The sequence below is a fragment of the Bordetella sp. MIP270_01_BMS genome (assembly GCF_054958705.1).
This window is the reverse complement of the sequence record NZ_CM143297.1, coordinates 4,321,043-4,340,800: the sequence shown is the minus strand read 5'-3', so window position 1 is coordinate 4,340,800 and position 19,758 is coordinate 4,321,043. Positions and strand designations below refer to the sequence as shown.

At 65.2% G+C, this 19,758-nt stretch carries 17 protein-coding genes; 3 read left to right on the top strand and 14 right to left on the bottom strand.

All coding sequences use genetic code 11. From position 1 onward, the window contains the following. Window positions 1-13 precede the first annotated feature (13 nt). From ACV17W_RS20375 to ACV17W_RS20330, 10 genes are all read right to left on the bottom strand, one after another. The gene (locus ACV17W_RS20375) at window positions 14-940 is read right to left on the bottom strand and encodes a type II secretion system F family protein (protein WP_462594183.1); all 927 of its coding nucleotides are present in this window, start codon (window positions 938-940) and stop codon (window positions 14-16) included. Then, on the bottom strand, window positions 937-2,292 hold the full coding sequence (locus ACV17W_RS20370) for a CpaF family protein (RefSeq protein ID WP_462594182.1): 1,356 nt from the start codon (window positions 2,290-2,292) through the stop codon (window positions 937-939). The genes ACV17W_RS20375 and ACV17W_RS20370 overlap by 4 nt, the downstream gene beginning before the upstream one ends. Window positions 2,293-2,321: 29 nt before the next feature. Beyond that, complete coding sequence (locus ACV17W_RS20365) at window positions 2,322-3,650, bottom strand: P-loop NTPase family protein (protein ID WP_462594180.1); 1,329 nt, start codon at window positions 3,648-3,650, stop codon at window positions 2,322-2,324. Next, complete coding sequence (locus ACV17W_RS20360; protein ID WP_462594178.1) at window positions 3,647-5,026, bottom strand: type II and III secretion system protein family protein; 1,380 nt, start codon at window positions 5,024-5,026, stop codon at window positions 3,647-3,649. Before ACV17W_RS20360 ends, ACV17W_RS20365 begins: the two co-directional genes overlap by 4 nt. 48 nt (window positions 5,027-5,074) lie before the next feature. Then, complete coding sequence (gene cpaB / locus ACV17W_RS20355; RefSeq protein WP_462594176.1) at window positions 5,075-6,022, bottom strand: Flp pilus assembly protein CpaB; 948 nt, start codon at window positions 6,020-6,022, stop codon at window positions 5,075-5,077. Next, window positions 6,019-6,516 (bottom strand): TadE/TadG family type IV pilus assembly protein, encoded by a 498-nt coding sequence (locus ACV17W_RS20350; RefSeq protein WP_462594175.1) that lies wholly within the window; start codon window positions 6,514-6,516, stop codon window positions 6,019-6,021. Before ACV17W_RS20350 ends, cpaB begins: the two co-directional genes overlap by 4 nt. Further along, window positions 6,513-6,929 carry a pilus assembly protein gene (locus ACV17W_RS20345; RefSeq protein ID WP_462596600.1) on the bottom strand — a complete coding sequence of 139 codons (417 nt, stop codon included), beginning with the start codon at window positions 6,927-6,929 and terminating at the stop codon, window positions 6,513-6,515. Before ACV17W_RS20345 ends, ACV17W_RS20350 begins: the two co-directional genes overlap by 4 nt. A 23-nt stretch (window positions 6,930-6,952) precedes the next feature. Beyond that, window positions 6,953-7,450 (bottom strand): A24 family peptidase, encoded by a 498-nt coding sequence (locus ACV17W_RS20340; protein WP_462594173.1) that lies wholly within the window; start codon window positions 7,448-7,450, stop codon window positions 6,953-6,955. Window positions 7,451-7,545: 95 nt separating this feature from the next. After that, window positions 7,546-7,731 (bottom strand): Flp family type IVb pilin, encoded by a 186-nt coding sequence (locus ACV17W_RS20335; RefSeq protein WP_462594172.1) that lies wholly within the window; start codon window positions 7,729-7,731, stop codon window positions 7,546-7,548. A gap of 91 nt (window positions 7,732-7,822) precedes the next feature. Continuing rightward, window positions 7,823-8,653: an MHYT domain-containing protein gene (locus ACV17W_RS20330; RefSeq protein ID WP_462594171.1), complete on the bottom strand. Its 831-nt coding sequence runs from the start codon at window positions 8,651-8,653 to the stop codon at window positions 7,823-7,825. Between the two features lie 426 nt (window positions 8,654-9,079). Here ACV17W_RS20330 and ACV17W_RS20325 point away from each other — a divergent pair, with 426 nt between their 5' ends. The 3 genes from ACV17W_RS20325 to ACV17W_RS20315 all read left to right on the top strand — a co-directional run bounded on the left by ACV17W_RS20325 (window position 9,080) and on the right by ACV17W_RS20315 (window position 13,269). Beyond that, window positions 9,080-10,798, top strand: a complete 1,719-nt coding sequence (locus ACV17W_RS20325; RefSeq protein ID WP_462594170.1) for a ShlB/FhaC/HecB family hemolysin secretion/activation protein — start codon at window positions 9,080-9,082, stop codon at window positions 10,796-10,798. A 297-nt stretch (window positions 10,799-11,095) separates the two neighbouring features. Next, entirely contained in the window at window positions 11,096-12,694 is a 1,599-nt protein-coding gene (locus tag ACV17W_RS20320) for a collagen-like triple helix repeat-containing protein (RefSeq protein WP_462594169.1), read from the top strand. Between the two features lie 29 nt (window positions 12,695-12,723). After that, the gene (locus ACV17W_RS20315; RefSeq protein WP_462594168.1) at window positions 12,724-13,269 is read left to right on the top strand and encodes a MarR family winged helix-turn-helix transcriptional regulator; all 546 of its coding nucleotides are present in this window, start codon (window positions 12,724-12,726) and stop codon (window positions 13,267-13,269) included. A gap of 28 nt (window positions 13,270-13,297) precedes the next feature. Here the strand turns inward: ACV17W_RS20315 and ACV17W_RS20310 are convergent, their stop codons facing one another. The 4 genes from ACV17W_RS20310 to ACV17W_RS20295 are packed head-to-tail and all read right to left on the bottom strand — an operon-like array spanning window position 13,298 to window position 19,687. Further along, window positions 13,298-14,983: an ABC transporter ATP-binding protein gene (locus tag ACV17W_RS20310; RefSeq protein ID WP_462594167.1), complete on the bottom strand. Its 1,686-nt coding sequence runs from the start codon at window positions 14,981-14,983 to the stop codon at window positions 13,298-13,300. Next, entirely contained in the window at window positions 14,980-16,455 is a 1,476-nt protein-coding gene (locus ACV17W_RS20305) for an ABC transporter permease (RefSeq protein WP_462594166.1), read from the bottom strand. The genes ACV17W_RS20310 and ACV17W_RS20305 overlap by 4 nt, the downstream gene beginning before the upstream one ends. Window positions 16,456-16,460: 5 nt before the next feature. Then, on the bottom strand, window positions 16,461-17,438 hold the full coding sequence (locus ACV17W_RS20300) for an ABC transporter permease (protein WP_462594165.1): 978 nt from the start codon (window positions 17,436-17,438) through the stop codon (window positions 16,461-16,463). After that, on the bottom strand, window positions 17,435-19,687 hold the full coding sequence (locus ACV17W_RS20295) for an ABC transporter substrate-binding protein (protein ID WP_462594164.1): 2,253 nt from the start codon (window positions 19,685-19,687) through the stop codon (window positions 17,435-17,437). Before ACV17W_RS20295 ends, ACV17W_RS20300 begins: the two co-directional genes overlap by 4 nt. Window positions 19,688-19,758 lie beyond the last annotated feature (71 nt).

Here is a 19,758-nt window from a genome sequence, read left to right as displayed (position 1 = left end):
GCCGCGCCTCCCGTTATATGGATTTGGACATGCGATACAGCCAGAACGAGCCCAGGGTCTGCAGGCCCAGGGCGGCCATCAGCATCTTGAAGCCCAGCGGATCGTCCCACATGGTCATGAACAATGCGTTGTTGGTCAGCATGATGTAGCAGGCAATTGCCAACGGCATCAGTGCCAGCACCCACGCCGACAGCCGCACCTCTGCGGAAGAGGCGTTCAGTTCGGCGCGCGCCTGGGCCAGGTCGCGCATGAAAGCGGCGATGCGCTCCAGCACCACGTCGCTGCGGCCGCCAAATCTCTGTGCCACGCGGACCACTGCGGCCAGCAGGCGCAGTTCTTCGAAAGCGTACTGCCGGGCGACGTTCGCCAGGGCCACGTCGAGTTCCTGCGTGGTGCGGCTCAGATGCGCCGCCTTCTCCACCACTTCGCGCAGCGGCTCGTTGGTGTTGGCCGCGGCTGCCTGGAAAGCCGCCGCCATGCTGTTGCCTATGGTGATCAGGCGCACCATCGTGTCGAGCATTTCGGGCAGCTGGTCGAACATGCGCGCACGGCGGCGGTCGGCGCGCAGCCAGATGTAGAAATAGGTGGCCACCAGCAGGGCGACCGCCGCCACGATGGCGGAGACCGCGCCGCCCAGCAGCGCGGCCAGCAGCACTCCGCCGCCCAGGACGCCCGCGATCACCACGTACAGTCCGGGTGTCTGGCGGATTCCGGCGCAGCGCAGCAACGTATCCCAGCGCTCTATTCCGCTGCGAACCGCGGTCATGGGCGTGGTGTCGTCGTCATTGCTGCCATTGGACTGGCCATGGGCAAGCTGGCGTTCCAGGAACACCGTAGTGGCCTGGCGCCGCTGCCCTTGGCCCGCGCGGCGCCAGAGCAGGGCCGCCCCGGATACCAGGGCGACCGCAGCGGCGGCCATCAGCAATGCGGCGGCCATCATCGTCTGCGGCTCCAGAACCCGCCACCAGCAGGCTCTTCCTGTGCGGCGACGCTGGCACGCAGTTCGTCGCGCAGCTTGGCAAGTTTCGGCGAATGCGGGTGCACCCCCAGCCAGTTCCAGGTGTCCTTCTCTTCGCCGTCGGGCGAGACGTAGGTCTCGTGCCGATACAGCTCCTGCGTGGCAATGACGTTGTCGCCCATGCCAGTGACTTCGGTGACCGACAGCACCCGACGCTTGCCATTGGGCAACCTGCCGATCTGCACGATGAAATCAAGGGCGCTGGCAATCTGGCGCCGCAGGCTGTCTTCACTGCCCTGGAAGCCGGCAAAACCCGCCAGCATTTCGATCCGGTACAGGCACTCGCGCGGTGAGTTGGCGTGGATGGTGGCCATGGAGCCTTCATGCCCGGTGTTCATGGCCTGCAGCATGTCCATCACTTCAGCCCCGCGCACTTCGCCGACGACCACGCGATCGGGCCGCATGCGCAGGCTGTTGCGGATCAAGTCACGGATCGTGACCAGGCCTTCGCCATCGAAACCACCCTGCCGCGACTCCAGGCGCACCACGTGCGGGTGGTTCAGCGACAGTTCGGCCGTGTCTTCCACGGTGACCACGCGTTCCGTAGGGGGGATGAAGAATGCCAGCGCGTTGAGCAGCGACGTCTTGCCCGAACTCGTGCCGCCGGACACCAGCACGTTGCAGCGATTGGCCACCGCCATGTTGAGCAAGCGGTGGATTTCTTCATTGAAAGTGCCCAGCGTCAGCAAGTCGGCCGGCTTGAGCGGGTCCTTGCGAAACTTCCGAATGGACACCATCGGCCCATCGACCGCCAGCGGCTCGATCACCACGTTCAGGCGTCCGCCGTCGGGCAAGCGCGCGTCCACCATGGGGCTCGACTCGTCCAGCCGGCGCCCGATCGGAGCCAGAATGCGACGCACGATGCGCAGCACATGCTGATTGTCGGAAAAGCCCAGGGTTTCGCGCGCCAGCACGCCGCGCCGCGATACGAAAACGTTGTCGTAGCCGTTGATGAGGATGTCTTCTACCGCCGGATCGGCGAGCAGGTCTTCCAATGGACCCAGGCCCGCCAGTTCCTTGGTCAGCGCCTCGGCGATGTGGCGCATTTCGCTTTCGTTGATGGCTACGCGCTTGGTGCGCGCGAAGCTGGCCACTTCAATATCGACGAAGTCCTGGATCGCATCGCGCGCCCAGCGGCCAAACTCCGCGCCCAGCTCTTCGATGCGCGAGAGCAGATGCTCGTACGCCGCTGTTTTGACTTCCTGGTAGCGCGCCGAGCCCACGAAACTCTTGTCGCCATCGGGGCCGAATTGGATCGTCGCTGTCATGATCATGTCGGTGTCCTGTTGCCTGTCGGAGCCAGTTATCGAGCCACCAGCATTCGACGGTGTACACCCGGCAGCCACGTTGCAAGCCAGCTGCCGCGTCCACTACTCTGTGTTGTGTCGTTGCAAAGCTTTTCGGTCAGAGCCTGTACGCCGCGGACATACACGTCTCGCTCGGCATCCTGGTGCAGCAGCCGTCCCTGGTTGGTGCACACCATCAGGGCGAGCGGCCGGTCGGGCAGCGTGCCCACGAGTTCAAGCTGGAATCGTTCGGCGATCTGCTGGGCCGTCATGCCATAGCGTTCGTCGTAACGGTTGACGACCAGCCCCAGCGTGCGACGTTCGACATGGCGGCGTTCGAGGTCCTGCAGCAGGCCGGCCAGGGCGACCAGCGAACTGACGCTTTGGTCTGTGACGATCCAGCTGGTGCTGGCCGTGCGCGCCAGACCGGCCACGAAGTCCATGTTGGAGAAACCGCCGGTGTCCGTCACCATCAGGCCGAAATGTTGCCGCAGCCGCTCGAACACGAGCAGGGAATCGGAAGGCGAGACATTGGCCATCTGCGCCGCGTCGCGAGGCAACGACATCACGCTGAGACCTTCGGCGGTATGAGCCATGGCCGAACCCAGCAGGGTGGCGTCCAGCCGCTGCAGATTGCGCGTGGCCTCGGCGAAGTCGAAGTCTCCGACGACGTTCACATACAACTGGGCATCGCCGATGGGCCAGCCCAGGTCCAGCAACGCCACGCGCGCGGAAAGTGGCAATTGAGTGGCAGTGTCGGTGCCCTTGCGGCCAGCGCCGCTCTGCTGCGCGTGGTTTTGCGTATATCGGTCTTGCGCGATGCCGGCCAGGTGGGCCGCCAACGTGCTCGTCCCGACGCCGGCACGCGCGCCGATCAGCAGCACGTCGCGTCGCGATCCGCCTTCGGGGCCGCCCGCGGCGGGCATGTCGAGCAGACGTTGCACCACCTCACGCACCTCGTGGGGCGCCACCGAGGGATCGACAAAATCGGTCACCCCGGCTCGCAGTGCGGCGATGGCGCCTTCGGGTTGCCCCAGCAGCCCGACGGCGACACGGGGAATGGCGGGAGCCACTCGCGCCAGGGTGCGGGCCAGGTCCGCGGATCGCAACAGCTTGCCCGGATCGGCATCGCTCAGCGTGAAATCGAGGAAGATGATCTTCGGGTCGAGATCGGCCAGACGGCGTCCCAGCTGGTCGACCGCAGGCGACTCCTGCGTGAGCACGCCGATGGGACCCAGGGCGGCGACAAGCTGCGCGGCCACGCCGTCGGCTTGCGAACAAAGAAGAAACCGGATGCCGCTTTGCAATCCGGCCAATTCTGAGGAATGCGCCTTCATATGCTTCACCGAGAAAAACCTGGTGCTTGTTGGCCGCCCGCCGGGCCCATGAGGTAATAACCCCAGGCATTGGTCAGAGAGTCCGGCTGGTCCTGGCGTTCGCCTGGCAGCGGCAAGGTCACGCCGCGCGCGATCGGCCGCACCAGACGCGGGGTGACAACAATCACCAGCTCATGCTCTTCTTGCGAATATTCGACGCCACGGAAGAACGCCCCGATGATCGGCAGTTCGCCCAGGAACGGCACTTTGTTGACGGAGGCCTTGGTCTGTCGCGACACCAGGCCACTGATGATGAAACTCTCGCCATCCCCCAGCTCGATCATGGTGTCGGCGCGACGCGTGCGCAGGGCCGGGATCAGCGTGGCCGTCTCGCCATTCAGAATGGGAATGCCATTGACGTAGTCGAGTTCGCTGGCTTCCGGCGCCACCTTCAACGCGATGCGCTCGCGCGACATCACCGTGGGAGTGACCGTCAGCCCGATACCGAAGGGTTTGAACACGACATTCTGCGTGCCCAGACCGCCGGATTCCGGAATGGGGATCTCGCCGCCGGCCAGGAAGCTGGCACTCTGGCCGCTGAGCGCCACCAGGGTCGGCTCGGCCAGGACGCGAGCCATTCCATTGGTCTGCAGCATGCGCAGCGTGGCGCCGAAATGGTTCGAATCGAACAACAGGCTGAAACCGTCGCCCAGGACATTTCGGCCGCTGATCGCCCCGGGTATGGACAGGCTGCCCGGCGACGTGCGCGCGCCGAAGCCCCATCCGCCCGCGCTGCCCGTCATGGACAGGCCCACCTGTTTCATCACCGATCGGGAAACCTCGACCACCTTGACTTCGACCTGCACCACGCCGCCAGGCGCCGCGGTCGACACATCGACCACGTTATCCGCGCCTACGGCGGCAGCGGCAGCCGCTACGGAATTCTGGTGTGACAATGCCGAGGGAGCCTGGCCCGACACCACGGCGTGCGAGCCCACGATGTCGACCTGCGCCCCGCCCGCCTGGCCGCGGCGCGCCAGTTCAGCCTGCACGGCGCCGGTCACGCGCACGGTCCATGCCATCGGCGTGCGGCTATCGCGCGCCCAGACCTGTACTTCAGTCGTGCCCGCCTTCTTGCCTATCAGCATGACCGCAGCCGGACGGCCCGCGGCGGCGGGCAGCACCTTGACGTCCGCGACATCCGGATCGGCCACGGCAATGCGGGTGGGCGTGCCGGGCAAGGGCAGCAGGTGCTGCCCCTTGACCGGAATCGACAATTCCTGGGTAGCGGCCGCTTCGGCCGCCGGCGGCGTGGCGCGGGCCTGACTGGCGGCGGGCGCACCATAAAAAACGCCCGCCATCGTCAGTGCGGTGCAGATCAACGAGGCGCGCATGCTGGGTTTCATCCGTGTCGACATAGATATGGGAAGGTCGAATTAGTCTGTCTGGCTGGGTCAGTAGGCAACGCGCTGGGCGCTGTCGCCGCGCAGTATTTCAATAGAGCGCCCCCCGCCACGGGCCACCGAACCCGAGCGCTTCACGGGTTCGGGAGCGGGACCGTCCAGCTGCGCCAGGCTGTCGCCGGCGTACGCGCGGTTCACCCCTTCTGCAAGCTCCTGCCGCTGCTCGGGCGACAGGTCGGGACGCGTCGGCATCACCGGCTTGCGGGCCACGAACAGATCGCGGTCGGGAAGCGCTTCGTCGTCCGGTGCGCGCAAGGCCAACTGCAGGCGGCCAGAACGCGTGGCGAGCAGCAACTCGTTCACGTCCTGCACGGGCACCGCCAGCAGGGCCGAACGCGCGGGCGCCGGCCCGCCGCTACGCTGCACGGCAGAGCGGTCGGTGCCGGGGGCAGGCCCGTCGATCGACTCCGCACCGTAAGCCAGCACGCGCACGCGCGACTGGAGCAGGCGCACCTGGCTGCCCTGGACTTCCTGGTTCTTTTCCAGCGAGAAGAAAACATCGACCAGGTCGCCAGGCGCCACACGGTTGCCCGCTCCGATGATCTCGTCCACGGGCACGGCCACGGCTCGCTCGCCCGTTCGCAACTGGCGGGCAAGGCCCTGCGCCAGCACCTGCCGGGTGACCGGCTCGCCGGCCGCGATGTCCAGCCGGGCCACTTCGCCGACCAGGTCTTCCGGCTTGGCGAAGCCCTGGCTGAGCCCGACGGGCCACTGCTGGACTTCCAGCATGCCGGTCTCCAGGCGCGTGCCCGCGGGGATTGCTTTCGCGGCCAGCACCACCGCGTGCTGGGTCGCCGGAGCGGCGGGTTGAGCGGCCACCGGGGATTCCGCGGCAGGCGCGGGCGGCGCCGGCCTGCTGGCCAGGTAGTATGCAAGTATTGCCAACACGATGCCGGCTACCATCAAGACAGCGGCGAAAATCTTGGTTACGCCGGTCATAACGGCTCCTGTGAAATTTGAATAGTGGCGCGCGCCGACAAGGTGGCGGGAATCAGGCGCTCGACGTCACCACCGGTGGCGAACCTGACCAATGCCTGGAAAGATTCCAGCATCGGCCATTGCGTTACGTCGTACGTGAGCTCGACAGTCACGCAAGGCATCTGCGCACCGTCGACGCCCGGCCATTCGCACACCTGCTGCGGCGCCGTATGGTTGCACTGGACGGCCGGCCCCGGCCCGAAGGCCTTCAGGGCCGTATCGCAGGCCGTCGATTGGACGTTGCCATGGCCGGCGTACTGCGCCTGCAAGCCGGCGCGCGCGCCCTCGCCGACCGCTGCCGACAACTGCTGCTGCGCCCAGAACAGGGCGCCGTATCCGATCAGGGCCAGCAACATCAACAACAGCACGGTGATGATGAGGCCGAACTCGACCGCGGCCGCGCCCCGTTGGCGCACCGGCGCGCTACCGCCACGAACGGACCGTCGGGCCGTCATGATGGCGTCGCGCCGGCCGCGACTGGCTGGCCCAGATATGTCGTGGCACGCCCCTGCAATTCGCGAGGCACCATGGCCTGTCCCAGCCATGGCAGCAGCGGGATCAACGGGCTGCTGGCATAGCCATAGCTGACCACCACTTCGATCTGGTCGGGATCCAGCAATGCGCCGCTGCACTGAGTGGCATTGGCGGCGCTCAACATGCCCGAGGCGCTGCATACGGCCACGCGGACCGGGCTTTGCGACATCAGGGAGATCCAGTCGGCCTGGGCCAACGCCGTGTCGCGCGCCGCGTTGGCACGAGCCTCGAGCGCGGCCGAGCCGTTCTGCCATTGCAAGGCTTTGCGAGCGCCGTCCTGGGCAGCCAGATTCAGGGACTGCTGTGCAGTGAACACCATGGCGTAGGTCAGGATGGCGTAAAGAACCGCAAAAAAGACTACGAAAACCAGGCCGAACTCAATGGAATAAGCCCCACGCTGAGCGCGCCGATCGCCATATAGGCCGCGTAAGGGACGCGGCTCCAGTAGGCGTCCAGAGCCCGATGACGCGATACCGCCATATAGACCAGGGCGTGCAGCCCGCCGATCAGACTGGCCAGCGCCAGCACCATGATCAAGCGCACCGGCCCCAGGACCAGTCCGTAGACCGCGATGGCCTTGACGTCGCCGCCGCCCATCCACCGCCGTTGCCACAGCAGGAAGAAGGGTACTGCCAGCAGGAATCCGGCCAACGCGAGCCACCAGCCCGGCCATAACGGCGGGTAGTGCCAGGCCGGCATCAGCAGGGCTGCGCCCACCCAGAGCAGTTCGCCGCATAGCGCCGCCAGGATCAGCGTGTTGGATACCTTCCGGTAACGCAAATCTCCGTACGCCAGCAGCAGACTCCATAGGACGAACAGCAGCCACCACAATGCTTCCCCTGTGGACAAATCCAACCTCGCTCATATCCGGCAATTGCCTAACTCTGAATCGATACCGCATAGACGAAACGCGCACGGGCATCGTCATGCACGTGCGCCCATTCGCCTGATCAGGTCGGTTTGGTGCCGGCGGTGGTCAGCTTCGCACCGATGCTCTCGAAGAAGGTCTCGAGTTCGTCGGCCATGGCCCACATTGCCGCGCCCACGGCCACGACCAGCACGGCCGCGACGATGGCATATTCCAGGGCGGTCACGCCCTCTTCATCATTCCAGAACTGCAAAAGTTGCTGCTTCATTTCTCTCTCCCATGCCTGTGCATGTCCATACAGTTTTGGCCGCCCCCAGATCGCCTGGCGGCCGGCCCCCATACCTCGGCAGGCCGAGGCTTTATCCGCGTCCCAGGGATTGGGCAGGCTCACTGCCTGCGATCCCTGGGGCGCCAGATCCGATAAGCACATCTACACGGCGCGCCATCTTGAGCCGGAACCGGGCAGAAGCGCGGTGCAACTGCCAGCGCAGCAGCGCCAGCGTGACGATAGACAGAACGAACACCACGTAGGGCAACGACGCCCCGCCGATAAGCAGGCCGGTGAATTCCCGGGGCGCGGTGCATACCATGGCCCCGGCGGCCGCGGCGGTGTAGTGCATGCCACAGACCGCAACGGCCATGACGGTTGCGGCAAGCACACGCTGACTGATGGTGTGCACGTTGAAGGCCAGCCACAGGGCCGCGATGGCCGCCACCACGGCGATCAGCACGGAAGCCACGACGAGCGCAATATTCCACTGGAACACCGCCGGTACGCGAAGGGCGACGATTCCCACATAGTGCATGGCGGCAATGCCAAGGCCGGCGACGACGCCGCCAGCCACGCATCGCAGCGCCGAAAAACGCGCCTTGGCCACATACCAGAGCGCAAAACCCGAGCACAGCACCGCGAGCAGGAAGCTCAGGACGGTCAGCCCGACCTCATAGCCGGCCGGAAACGGCATGGACTGCGACAGCATGCCGATGAAATGCATGCTCCAGATGCCAATGCCTCCCATGGCGACGGCAGCGATGCCCACATAGGGCAGCCAGGGCTGGCCATCCGCAACTGCGGCGCGCACATGCGCGGCAGCCGCCAGCGCCACATAAGCGCCATAACCCGCCACCAGGAACGACAGAATTACCAGTCCGGAGGCGAAGGACAGGGGAACAATCTCACCGGGGTTCATGGACACATCCGTTGCGCTGCTGTAAGCCGCTGAATAATTTGCCCGGGCAATCCGGTGGTGCCATGAGAAGACAAGCGAGCCGAACTAGGCCTTGCCATCGTAATTGCCTCAATTTTTAACAATTTGTTTACGCTACGTGTATTACGGTTTTTGTTCATATATTTCCGACTATCCTAACTTATCCCAACAATAAGTCTAGATAATGATTGAAACCGACAACAGATTGCAGCATATTAGTTACAAATAGCGATAAATGGCGCTTTAGATCTATATAGAGGTGACATTTTTGTATAGTTTTTTTGCCACACCACGCCCAATTTTTAGCGTTATGGCAACATTCGAAACTCTTAGCATTGTTCTTGTTGGATATCGAGCTGGCACGCGGCGTGGCGTAGCCGCCACACATTCCTGGAATCTTCGCGGCTCATGACTGCTTCTTCGCGCACCACTGCTTTCGCGTCCTCGACGCTTGCCACCCTGCTGTGCTGCGGCACCGCTTACGCCGACGGCCCGCTGCGCGGGAACCCGGTAGACGCAATGCCACGGGTCCAGACACCCGCCAACACGGGCGCGCCCCAGGCGCAGCCGGCCCTGCAGGCGCCCACGCCCGAGCAACAGGCCGTTCAAGCCCGGTTGGCGCAGCGTCTCGTTCCCCAGAATTTCGACGTGTCCGGCGTGCGCACCCTGCCCTTCGATGAAGTCTCGGCGCTGCTGGCGCCCCTGGCGGGCAAGGAAACTACGGTGGGTGCCCTGGTTGCAGAGGTAGACAAGATCACGGCGCTATACCGCGAGCGCGGCTACCCGCTGTCGTTCGCACTGCTGCAGAACCAGACCTTCGCCGGCGGCCTGGTGGTTGTCACCGTGGTCGAGGGATACATCGCCGAAGTCCGTATCGATGGCGACATCGGCAACGCCCGCGACCGACTGACCAGCCTGGCGGCCCCGCTGAAAGAAGAACGGCCGCTGACCCAGGCGACGCTGGAACGCGTCTTGAACCTGATGCGCACCGTGCCCGGCGTGACTTTCCAGCCGGCGCTGGACTTGCCGCGCCGCGCGGACGGGGCGACTGAACTGGTACTCACCGCGACCCGCCGCCCGGTCACGGCCGACGGCGGTGTGGCAGACCTGGGCACCGGCATGCAGCCTCTGGTGAACGTCGGTACGAACAGCCTCACGCCGCTCGGCGAGCAGGTCAAGCTGACCAGCAGCATTCCGCTCAACAGCGACGACGTTCGTTATGTGGCCGCCGCCATTACCGTGCCGCTGGGCTCGGATGGCATGGCCTTGCACGTGAACGCCCACCACTATAAATCGTCGCCCCAGGACGATGCGGTCGAGCGCCTGGGCTACGACCGGGAAGTCACCAACAACCGCCTGGCCGTTGCGCTGAGCTATCCGCTGCTGCTGAACAATCGCCGGTCGCTGACGGCGACTGCGGGAGTCTACGCGGTCGATGCCAAGGACCGCTACGAGGGACGCGAGAACGATTACTGGCTGCAGCAGGACGTCGATGTGCGCGCCGCCACGGCGGAACTGCGGTACCGCGACGTTCTGCCGACACGTTCGACAGAGATCGGACTGGGCGTGTCGCAGGGTTTCAACAAGGTCGGCGCAGGCAAGACCGTAGAGACCAACTATGGCTATACCGGCGTGCCCGATGTCGATCTCAATTTCACGCGCTACAACCTCGATGCGCGGCAGACCTTCAGCCTGCCGGCGCAATTCGGGCTCGTACTGAGCGGCGCCGCCCAGTACACCGACGACGTGCTGCCCAGTTCGGAACAGGTTTCGTACGGCAGCTGGCGATTTGCCATGGGATATCCCCAAGGCGAGAAAAGCGGCGACAAGGGTGTGGGCCTGTCCGCCGAGATCAACCGTCGTTTCGGGGTGGGCTGGAAGTACCTGAACAACGTTCAGCCCTATGCCGTCGTGGATTACGCGCGCACCTGGTACAACAACCGCACCCTGCAGAACAACAATCCCGGTCACCTGTCTTCGGTGGGCCTCGGCTTGCGGTTTACGGACGACAAACATTACTTGTTCGACGTGAACGTGGCCAAGCCTGTCGGCGCTCGGACCGTGGATGACAATGACAGGGGTGTGCGCTTCAACGCGAACTACTCCCTGTTCTACGACGCGTTCTGAGGTTAAAAAAAGGTCTTGGGAAGTGTGGCGTTACGTAACATAGCCCGTAACGTAACGTCATCTACTGCTGAAACCGTAACATTCGCAGCAAGCGTAACGTCCCAAATTTAAGATTTTCGCGGCTTAGAGATAATTTAAATAAACGCCGCAAGCTCTTGAAGTATCACGAATTTCCCTGGCGACATCGGTAAGGTCGTCGCGGCAATCCGACGATAATTCTAAAGTTGGCATGGATCGTGCTTGAAAGGACGTAACCGGCGCACACGACGCCGACCCGTCCACTTCAGGAGTGCAATCATGTCTGCGAACAATTCCGACGTACGCCGCGTTAAACGCGTATTGGCCAGGACCGCCCTGGTAGCCGCCCTGGCGGCCTCTCTTGCCGCCTGCGGTGGCGGCAGCGGTGGCGGCAAGCACGCCACGGGCCCCGGCGGCGGCGACCTGCCTGGCGGCGGGGGCGGTGGCGGTGGCGGCGGTGGCAACCCGCCGGCGACCCTGCCGGCCGGCCTGCTGGAAACCACGCTGGGCAATACCGGCAAGGCTGTCGACAACGCACTTCCGCTGGAACTGGGTGACGCGCTTGGCGGCATCGGCAAAGCGCTCGACCCGACCCTGGCCCCGGTTGTCGACACCGCGACCGGCCTGACCCAACAAGTCGGTGCGGCCACTGGCCTTGGCGCACCGGTCGACGGCGTCCTGACTCAGGTGGGCGGTGCTGTCAGCAACCTGGGCGACAGCGTGGCGGGCGCCGGACTTCCCGGCGGCCTGAGCACCGGTGTGGGCGGGCTCGTCAGCGGTCTGGGCGACACCGTCGGCAGTGTCGGCGGCCTGCTCAATGCCAACCCCGACAATCCCCAGCCCCTGACGACCGTGCTGGGCAACGCGACCAATGCCGTGGGCGCCCTGACCGCCGGCCTGGCGGGTGAAGGCGGGCTGCTCAATCCGGTCACCGGACTGGTGGGCGGCCTGACCGCCGGCCTGGGCAACGGAGACAAGCTGGCCATTCTGGAACCGGCCCTGGGCAATACCGGCACCGCAGTCGACAACGTATTGCCGCTCGGCCTGAACCAGGCCCTGGGTGGCGTGGGCAAGAGCCTGGATGGCGTGGTCAGCCCGGTTGCCGGTCAGGTCGTCAGCCTGACGCAGCAAGTGGGTGGCGCAACGGGCCTGGGCGCTCCGGTGGCGGGACTGCTGACGCAAGTCGGCGGGACCCTGGCCGGCGTGAATGGATCGTTGCCCGAAGGGACGCCCCTGAACGGCGTCTTGAGCAACCTGGGCAATGCGGTCGCCAGCCTGGGCGGCGTGTTGCACGCCACGCCGCAGAACACCAACCCGCTGGGCGCCACACTGGGTAGCGCCACCGCCGCGGTCGCTTCGCTGACGGGCAGTCTGGGCGGCGTGACCGGTGGCGGTCAAGGCGGGCTGCTCGCCCCCGTGACGGGCCTGCTCGGTGGCGTGACCGGCGGCCTGGGTGGCGGCAGCGGCGCCAACGGCGGCCTGCTGGCTCCGGTTACCGGTCTGGTCGGTGGCCTGACGGGCGGCCTGGGCGGTGCTGGCGGTGCCAACGGTGGCCTGCTGGCTCCGGTTACCGGCCTGGTCGGTGGCCTGACGGGCGGCCTGGGCGGTGCTGGCGGTGCCAACGGCGCCAATGGCGGTCTGCTGGCTCCGGTGACCGGCCTGGTCGGCGGCCTGACGGGCGGCCTGGGCGGCGCTCCTGGCGGTGACGCTGGCGCGGGCGGTCTGCTGGCGCCGGTGACCGGCCTGGTGGGCGGTCTGACCGGCGGCCTGGCTGGCGGTTCGGCGGGCGGCTCGGGCAACGGCGGCAATGCCAACGGCGGCCTGGTAGGCGGCTTGTTGGGTGGCCTGCTGGGCGGCCTGGGCGGCGCCGCCAAGTAATCCCGGGGACGGACAAAGGAGCGTGAACCATGTTGCAGCTGGCTTCAGCGGTACACCTTAGCCGGCCGTCTACCTCAGTTTCCGAAAGCGACGAGACACGGCCTGGCATGATCGATGACATTGCATTGATGCTCGGGCGGCAGTTCGCCGCCTACACCGCAGCCTGCCAGGCTTCGTTGTCTGAAAAGATGGGCATCGCGCTGGCTGACCTCAAGGCGCTGGACCTCGTGCTGGAATTCGAGTCCTTGCCGACGGGGCAGCTGGCCCAGCTCATGGGCATCAGCCCGGGGGGCGCCACCGCTCTCATCAACCGACTGGAGGCAGCCGGTTATGTGGAGCGCGGCCGCCACCCGCTCGACCGCCGGGTCATCGTGATCCGGCCGGTTGAAGAGCAGTGTCGTCCACTGCTGGCCGAGCGACATGCCATTGCGCGTGAAGTGACGCTGCTTGCGCGCAATTTCGATACCGCGCAACTGGAAACGGTACAGACCTTTCTGGCGCAATGCCTGAAGGCGCTAAGGCACGACACGCGGGTATGGCTCGAAACCCGTCACATGCACGGGCTGGACGGCTGATCGGCAAACGGCCGGCAAGCTGGCTACGCTAGCTTGCCGGACCGAATGCCAGCCGCGGAACCGCAGCCAGCAATCGCCGCGTCATTTCATGTCGCGGCGCATGCAGCACCGCATCGGCGCTGCCCTCTTCCACGATTTTCCCGCCGTGCATGATGGCAATGCGATCGGCGAGATATTCCACGACGCCGAAGTTGTGGGTGATGAACAGATAGGCGATACCCAGCTCGGCCTGCAGTTCACGCAGCAGATCGAGTATCTGCGCCTGCACGGACACATCGAGCGCAGAAGTCGGTTCGTCGCAGATCAACACTTTCGGTTCCACGGCCAGGGCGCGCGCGATAGCAATGCGCTGGCGCTGGCCCCCGGAAAACTCATGCGGATATCGCGCATCGGTGTCGGCCGGCAGACCCACGCGCTGCAGCAGGTGTCGGGTGCGGTCGCGCCGCTGCGACTCCGACAGCTCGGGTTTGAGTGATGCGATGCCCTCGTCGAGAATGTCGCCGACCCGCATCCGGGGATTGAGCGAGGCGTATGGATCCTGGAACACGATCTGTATGTCCTGGCGCAGGCGGCGCAGTTCGCCGCGACCCGCCCGCAGCAGGTCTACGCCGTTCAACTCGGCACGGCCGCGCACCCGGGCGCCCTCGACCAGGCGCAACAAGGCCTTGCCCGTAGTGGTTTTGCCGCAGCCCGACTCGCCCAGCAGTGCGAGGGTTTCGCCGGCCCGCAATGAAAACGTGACCCCGTTCACCGCCTGCACCCATGAATCGATGCGTCGCAGGAGGCCTTTGCGTATGGGGTAATGCACCTGCAGATCCTGCACGTCGAGCACCACCGGGCCCGTGGCCGCCCGCGAGACCGGCGCCGCCAGGGCGGCCTGCGCGGCCGCCTGGCCGGACGACAAGGGCCTGCCCCGCTTCTCGAAGCTGGGAATCGCGTCGAAGAGCTGGCGCGCATAGGGGTGGCGCGCCGCCTCGAAGAACGCCGCGGCCGGCGCGCTTTCCACGATCTCGCCTCCGCGCATCAGCGCCACATGCTGGGCGACATTTCGCACCACGGCGAGGTCGTGGGTGATAAGCAGAATCGCCATCCCCATCTCGCGCTGGATATCGGCGAGCAGGTCCAGCACCTGTGCCTGCACGGTCACGTCCAACGCGGTCGTGGGCTCATCGGCAATGAGCAAGGCCGGCTCGGCCGCCAGCGCGATGGCAATCATGACTCGCTGTTTCTGGCCCCCGGAAAACTGGAACGGATAGTCATCGATGCGCCTCTCGGGTTCGGGAATACCCACGCGCCGCAGCCAGTCGATGGCGCGCGCCCGTGCGGCATCGCCGCGCAGCGGCGTATGCGCCTTGAGGGTTTCCAGGATCTGGTCGCCCACCCGCATCACCGGGTTCAGGCTGGTGGACGGCTCCTGGAAAATGATGCCGATCCGTCCGCCCCGCACGGCGCGCATCGCACTTTCCGACAACTGGTTCAAGTCTTGACCGTCCAGCGTGACCTGGCCGCCCACAATGCGGCCGGCATCCGGCAGCAGACGCAACAGCGCCAGCGCAGTCATGCTCTTTCCGCAACCCGACTCGCCGACCAGGGCGAATGTCTCGCCGCGATCGATTGCGAGTTGCAGGCGCTTGACCGCGTGGGTCAGCCCGGCGTCGCCGGCAATGGCGACCTCGAGCCCGTTGATGTCGAGCAGAGCGTGAGAGCGGCTCATTGGTGAGCTCCGGGGTCGGGCACGGCGGTGGCGCCGCCGGCAGCGAGCCTCGCGGGCCGGAAGCGCCGCGCCCGCGGATCGAACGCATCGCGTACCGCATCGGCGAACAGATTGGCGGCCAGCACCAGCGCAAGCATGAACAGGAACGCAGTCAGCAGATTCCACCACACCATGGGATCGCGCGACATCTCGACGCGCGCGCGGTCGATCATGGAACCGAACGAGTTCATGCTGGGATCGACGCCGATGCCCAGATAGGACAGCACCGCCTCGTACAGCACGAGGCCCGAGAATTCCAGCACCGCCGTGATCAGCACGATATGCATCACGTTGGGTAGCAGGTGCCGCCGCATGATGTGCCAGTGCGATACCCCGAAGGCACGCGCGGCCTGCACGTATTCCAGTTCGCGCAGCTTGAGCGTCTCGGCGCGCAGCAGGCGGCAAAGCCCGGCCCATCCGGTCAGGCCCAGGATCATGCACAGCAGGAACAGCCGCAAGTCGGCCCGCGCCGCCGAGGTGTCGAAAAGTTCAGGATGCGTATCTATGTAGACTTGCATCATCAAGGCGCAGGCGGCCACCAGCAACACGCCCGGTATCGAGGTGATCGTGGTGTACAGATACTGGATGGCGTCGTCGACCTTGCCCTTGAAATAGCCGGCCGCAATGCCGAATCCGATAGCCGGGGGCAGCATCGCCAAGGTCGTCAGGCTGCCGATGACAAGCGCCGTTCGTACGCTTTTCAATGCCTGCCACAGCACGTCATTGCCGGTGCGGTCGGTGCCGAAAACATGGTAGCCGCTGGCCAGGCCTGCCACCGCGCCCGTGACCACGCACAATACCGCATAGGTGATCCATATTGCCCGCCACGGTACGTCGGTACGGCCACGGATGATGTCGCCCCAGGCGCGCAGCCACCCGCCCCGCGCGCGCGCCAGGCCAGCGGCCAGCAATGCGCCGCCCGCGATAGCCGCGGCGAGTCCGCCCGCCAGGCCCCACGCCAGGCGCCGCGCCACGTCCTGCACCAGCTGAGACTCTGGATCGTCGAGGTGAGCGCCGCCGCTGCGCAGGCGCGGGAAATCACGCACGGGCTGGCCGTCGATGAGTTCGGTTTCTTTGGTGAACTGGCGGGCTGCCAGGGGCGCCGAATAGGTCTTCTCGGGACGCGCCAGGACCGAACCATCCAGCAGGCTGTCCAGCGCCGATTTCACGGCTGGCGCGTAAACCGGCGGTGCATCGGGAGCGGCGCCTGCCACAGGGGGCAACTGCGGGCGGAAGTGGATCGAATCCAGCAAGCCGACCACCGCGAAGGCGCTGAGCACGACCGCCGAACACATGGCGGGCGCGTCGCGGCCCACCTGGGCCCAGGTGGCGCGCAGCGTGCGGCTGCGCCTGGCGCGCCAGATATAGACCAGCAGGCCCGCCACCATCAGGAACAAGGCGACATCCGTCCACAGGAATACGAACTTGGGCATGGCGGTTACTCAAAGCGCACGCGGGGGTCAGCCAGCGTGTATGAAATATCGGCCAGGATGAGGCCCAGGATGTACAGCGCCGACCCCAGGAACACCATGGCGCGCACAATGGAGAAATCCTGCGAATTGATGGCGTCAATGGTGTAGCTGCCCAGCCCCGGGATACCGAAGAACGACTCGGCGATCAGGCTGCCCATGAACAACAGGGGCAATGCCGATACCGTGCCCGTAAGAATGGGCAGCATGGCGTTGCGCAGCACGTGGCGGAACAGCACTACCCGCTCGGCAAGCCCCTTCGCGCGCGCCGTGCGCACGTAGTCTTTGCCGACCTCTTCGAGGAACAGCGTGCGGTAGAAGCGCGCTTCGGGCCCCAGGCGAGACACGATGGCGACCAGTACCGGCAATGCCAGGAACTTGATTGCGTCCAGTCCCCCGGCGAATCCGGAGTAAGGCACCAGGCGCAAGACCTTCGCAAACAGCCATTGCCCGGCAATGATGTAGAACAGGCTGGAAATCGACAGCAATATCACGCACAGCACCACCCCCCAGAAATCCAGGCGGGTGGCGCGGAAATACACCAGCATCAGCGAGAACACGACACTGGCGAACAGCCCCAGGAAGAAAGTGGGGATCGCCAGCGCAAGGCTAGGCCCCATGCGCATGCGTATTTCACGGCCAATATCGTGGCCTGCGTCGGACGAGCCGAACTCGAACGCCAGCAAGGGCACCGAGCGCTGGTAGAAGACGGTTTCGGTAAACTGCTCAACGCCTTCGGCGGCCGTGTTGACAAACAGCGGTTTGTCGTACCCGTGCTCGACCTTCCAGCGTTCGATGGCCTCCTGGCTGACCCGTTGCCCGCCTATGGCCAGGCGCGCCATGTCATCCGGCGTGTTGACGGCGAAGAAAAGAATGAACGTAAACAGATTCACGCCCAGCAGGATCAACACCCCGTAGAGCAGGCGGCGGATGACATAGGCGGTCATGACTGGGGCTCCTTGGCCGCGGACGCGTCGGCCGCGCGGGCGCCGAACGCAGTCTGGCGCTCACGCCGCTTCAGTGCGACGTAAGACGGCCAGATCGCCAGGGCCAGCACCAGGACGAGCAGACCCAACGGCCACCATAGCGGCGTGTTCCATTCGTGCACCTTGCGCACTCGCAGTTCGGGATCGACCTTGATGTACTGCAGCGTGTTTCGCACCATCTGCGTCGGCTTGGCGTTGCCCACCCATTGCTGATAAGCCCCGCCCGACATCGGGAAGAAGCCGAACATCCATGGCGCATCACGCTGCACTATGGCCACCATGCGGGCAATGATGGCCTCTTTCTCGGGGCCATCGTCCAGGAATTTCATCTGTTCGAAGAGCCGGTCGTACTCGGGGTTCGCGTAGTTGGCGGCATTCTCGCCGCCATGATTGGCTTTGCCATTGGGCCCGTACAGCAGGAACAGGAAGTTTTCGGCGTCGGGATAATCGGCCACCCAGCCCCAGAAGAACATCTGGGCCGTGCCGCGCTGCATCTTGTCCTGGAAGCGGCTGTAATCGGTAGAGCGCACGTCCATCTGGATGCCGATATTGGCCAGTTGCCGGCGCATCCAGTCGAACTGGGGATTCGCGCCTCCCCCGGACATGGCGTCGTAGTACAACACCAGCGGCGCGCCGGTCTCGGCGTTCCGGCCATTGGGATACCCGGCTTCGGCAAGCAGTTGCCGAGCAACGTCGAGCGGCTTGCGCTGCGGCTTGCCATCGACCAGGTCGTACACCACCGGGTTGATCCCTTCGGGCGGCTCGCGGAACCCCAAAACGCCGGGCGGCACCGGCCCGTAGGCCACCATGGCCTGGCTGTTCTCGAAGACCGCGACGTATTCTTCCCAATTGAAGGCGATGCTGATGGCCTGCCGCAGCTTGCGGTTCTTCTCTTGCTGCTCGGGCGTATCGCCATGCCCCACCACGGGATCGAGCCAATTGAATCCCATGTACCAGCTCGAGGTCTCGATGGCCGTCGGCAGCTGAATGCCATGTTCGCGATACCGCCTGGCCTTGTCGGGGGAATCGCCGGCGGCAACCAGCATGGCCACTCCGTATTCGCCTCGCTCGGCTTGCGGAATATCGTAGTAGCCCTGCATGAACTTGCCGGTGAGCGGAACCGCTTCTTTCTCCACGCTGAAGACCACGCGGTCCAGGAACGGTGTGGGCTTGCCGCAATCGTCGAGCAGGCCCGCGGCCCGATCAGCGGGCTCGCCGGCGCAGGGATAGGGTTCGCCCCAGTAGTTGGGATTGCGTGCCAGAACATGGCGGCGGTTCTGCAGCGATTCGGCCAGCATGAAAGGCCCGGTACCCACCGGCCAGGTGTTCAAGGACAGGTCGTGCTCGGCCATGCCCGTCTGGCTGTAGAACCGGTCGGCCTCCCAGGGAATGGGCGCCGTGAAAGTCATGGCCAGCCAGTACTTGAACTGCGGGTATTTGCCTTTGACGCGGATGCGCAGCGTGTGCGGATCGAGCGCCTGCACCCCTTCGAAGCCGTCGGGTTCCCGCAGGTCGAGCCAGGGCAGGTTTCGCTGGCCAAAAGGCAGTCCGCGCCGCAGTTCGGCGTCGCGTTCGCGCAGACGCTTGCCATAGTCTTGCATGCCCACGATATATTCGGCCATGACCGAATAGATGGGCGAGGCCACCCTGGGGCTGGCCAGGCGGCGGATCCCGTAGACGTAATCGTCCGCCGTCAGTTCGCGCGTTCCCGTCTTGGGGAAATCGGGCACGTAGTACTTGTCGTCGAGCTCGCCCGGCTTGAGGGGGAAATAGCTATAACTGCCATCGGCTTCGCGTGCGAAGGCCGGATGCGGCTGGAACCGGATGCCTGTGCGGATCGGGATGTCGTACACGCTCTCGGCGACCTGGTCGCCCGGGACGTCCGCAGGCAGCTCCTGGCCCTGTGCGTCGAGATAGCGTGGCGCCGAGACGGCGGAAGCCGCTCGCGGAATCAGTTCATACGGCCGCTTGAGGTACTGATAGCCGTACAGGGGCTCGTAGATGTTGTAGGTGTATGGGGTTTCGTCGGTAGAGTACGAACGGGCCGGATCGAGATACTTGGGCGAACGCTTGACGAAAGCCGTATACAGAGTGTTTTCGGCCAGGGCCCCTGATTCATACGGACTGTTGATGGGATCCTGCGAACAGCCGGCCAGCGCTAGTGCCGCAAGCAGCACCGCCATCGAGCATCCCCTCAGCCATGCACCCATAACGCCGTTTCCGTGTAGTTGACCCGCACCGGGCCGGCGCAAGCATAGCAAAGACCAGGCGCGCGCCGCAT

What these genes read in the sequence shown, in the direction of transcription:
- ACV17W_RS20350 (WP_462594175.1), bottom strand. Translation starts at nt 6,516, where the DNA reads ATGACGGCCCGACGGTCCGTTCGTGGCGGTAGCGCGCCGGTGCGCCAA.
- cpaB (WP_462594176.1), bottom strand. Translation starts at nt 6,022, where the DNA reads ATGACCGGCGTAACCAAGATTTTCGCCGCTGTCTTGATGGTAGCCGGC.
- ACV17W_RS20315 (WP_462594168.1), top strand. Translation starts at nt 12,724, where the DNA reads ATGTTGCAGCTGGCTTCAGCGGTACACCTTAGCCGGCCGTCTACCTCA.
- ACV17W_RS20360 (WP_462594178.1), bottom strand. Translation starts at nt 5,026, where the DNA reads ATGAAACCCAGCATGCGCGCCTCGTTGATCTGCACCGCACTGACGATG.
- ACV17W_RS20310 (WP_462594167.1), bottom strand. Translation starts at nt 14,983, where the DNA reads ATGAGCCGCTCTCACGCTCTGCTCGACATCAACGGGCTCGAGGTCGCC.
- ACV17W_RS20320 (WP_462594169.1), top strand. Translation starts at nt 11,096, where the DNA reads ATGTCTGCGAACAATTCCGACGTACGCCGCGTTAAACGCGTATTGGCC.
- ACV17W_RS20300 (WP_462594165.1), bottom strand. Translation starts at nt 17,438, where the DNA reads ATGACCGCCTATGTCATCCGCCGCCTGCTCTACGGGGTGTTGATCCTG.
- ACV17W_RS20375 (WP_462594183.1), bottom strand. Translation starts at nt 940, where the DNA reads ATGATGGCCGCCGCATTGCTGATGGCCGCCGCTGCGGTCGCCCTGGTA.
- ACV17W_RS20325 (WP_462594170.1), top strand. Translation starts at nt 9,080, where the DNA reads ATGACTGCTTCTTCGCGCACCACTGCTTTCGCGTCCTCGACGCTTGCC.
- ACV17W_RS20330 (WP_462594171.1), bottom strand. Translation starts at nt 8,653, where the DNA reads ATGAACCCCGGTGAGATTGTTCCCCTGTCCTTCGCCTCCGGACTGGTA.
- ACV17W_RS20305 (WP_462594166.1), bottom strand. Translation starts at nt 16,455, where the DNA reads ATGCCCAAGTTCGTATTCCTGTGGACGGATGTCGCCTTGTTCCTGATG.
- ACV17W_RS20335 (WP_462594172.1), bottom strand. Translation starts at nt 7,731, where the DNA reads ATGAAGCAGCAACTTTTGCAGTTCTGGAATGATGAAGAGGGCGTGACC.
- ACV17W_RS20295 (WP_462594164.1), bottom strand. Translation starts at nt 19,687, where the DNA reads ATGGGTGCATGGCTGAGGGGATGCTCGATGGCGGTGCTGCTTGCGGCA.
- ACV17W_RS20370 (WP_462594182.1), bottom strand. Translation starts at nt 2,292, where the DNA reads ATGATCATGACAGCGACGATCCAATTCGGCCCCGATGGCGACAAGAGT.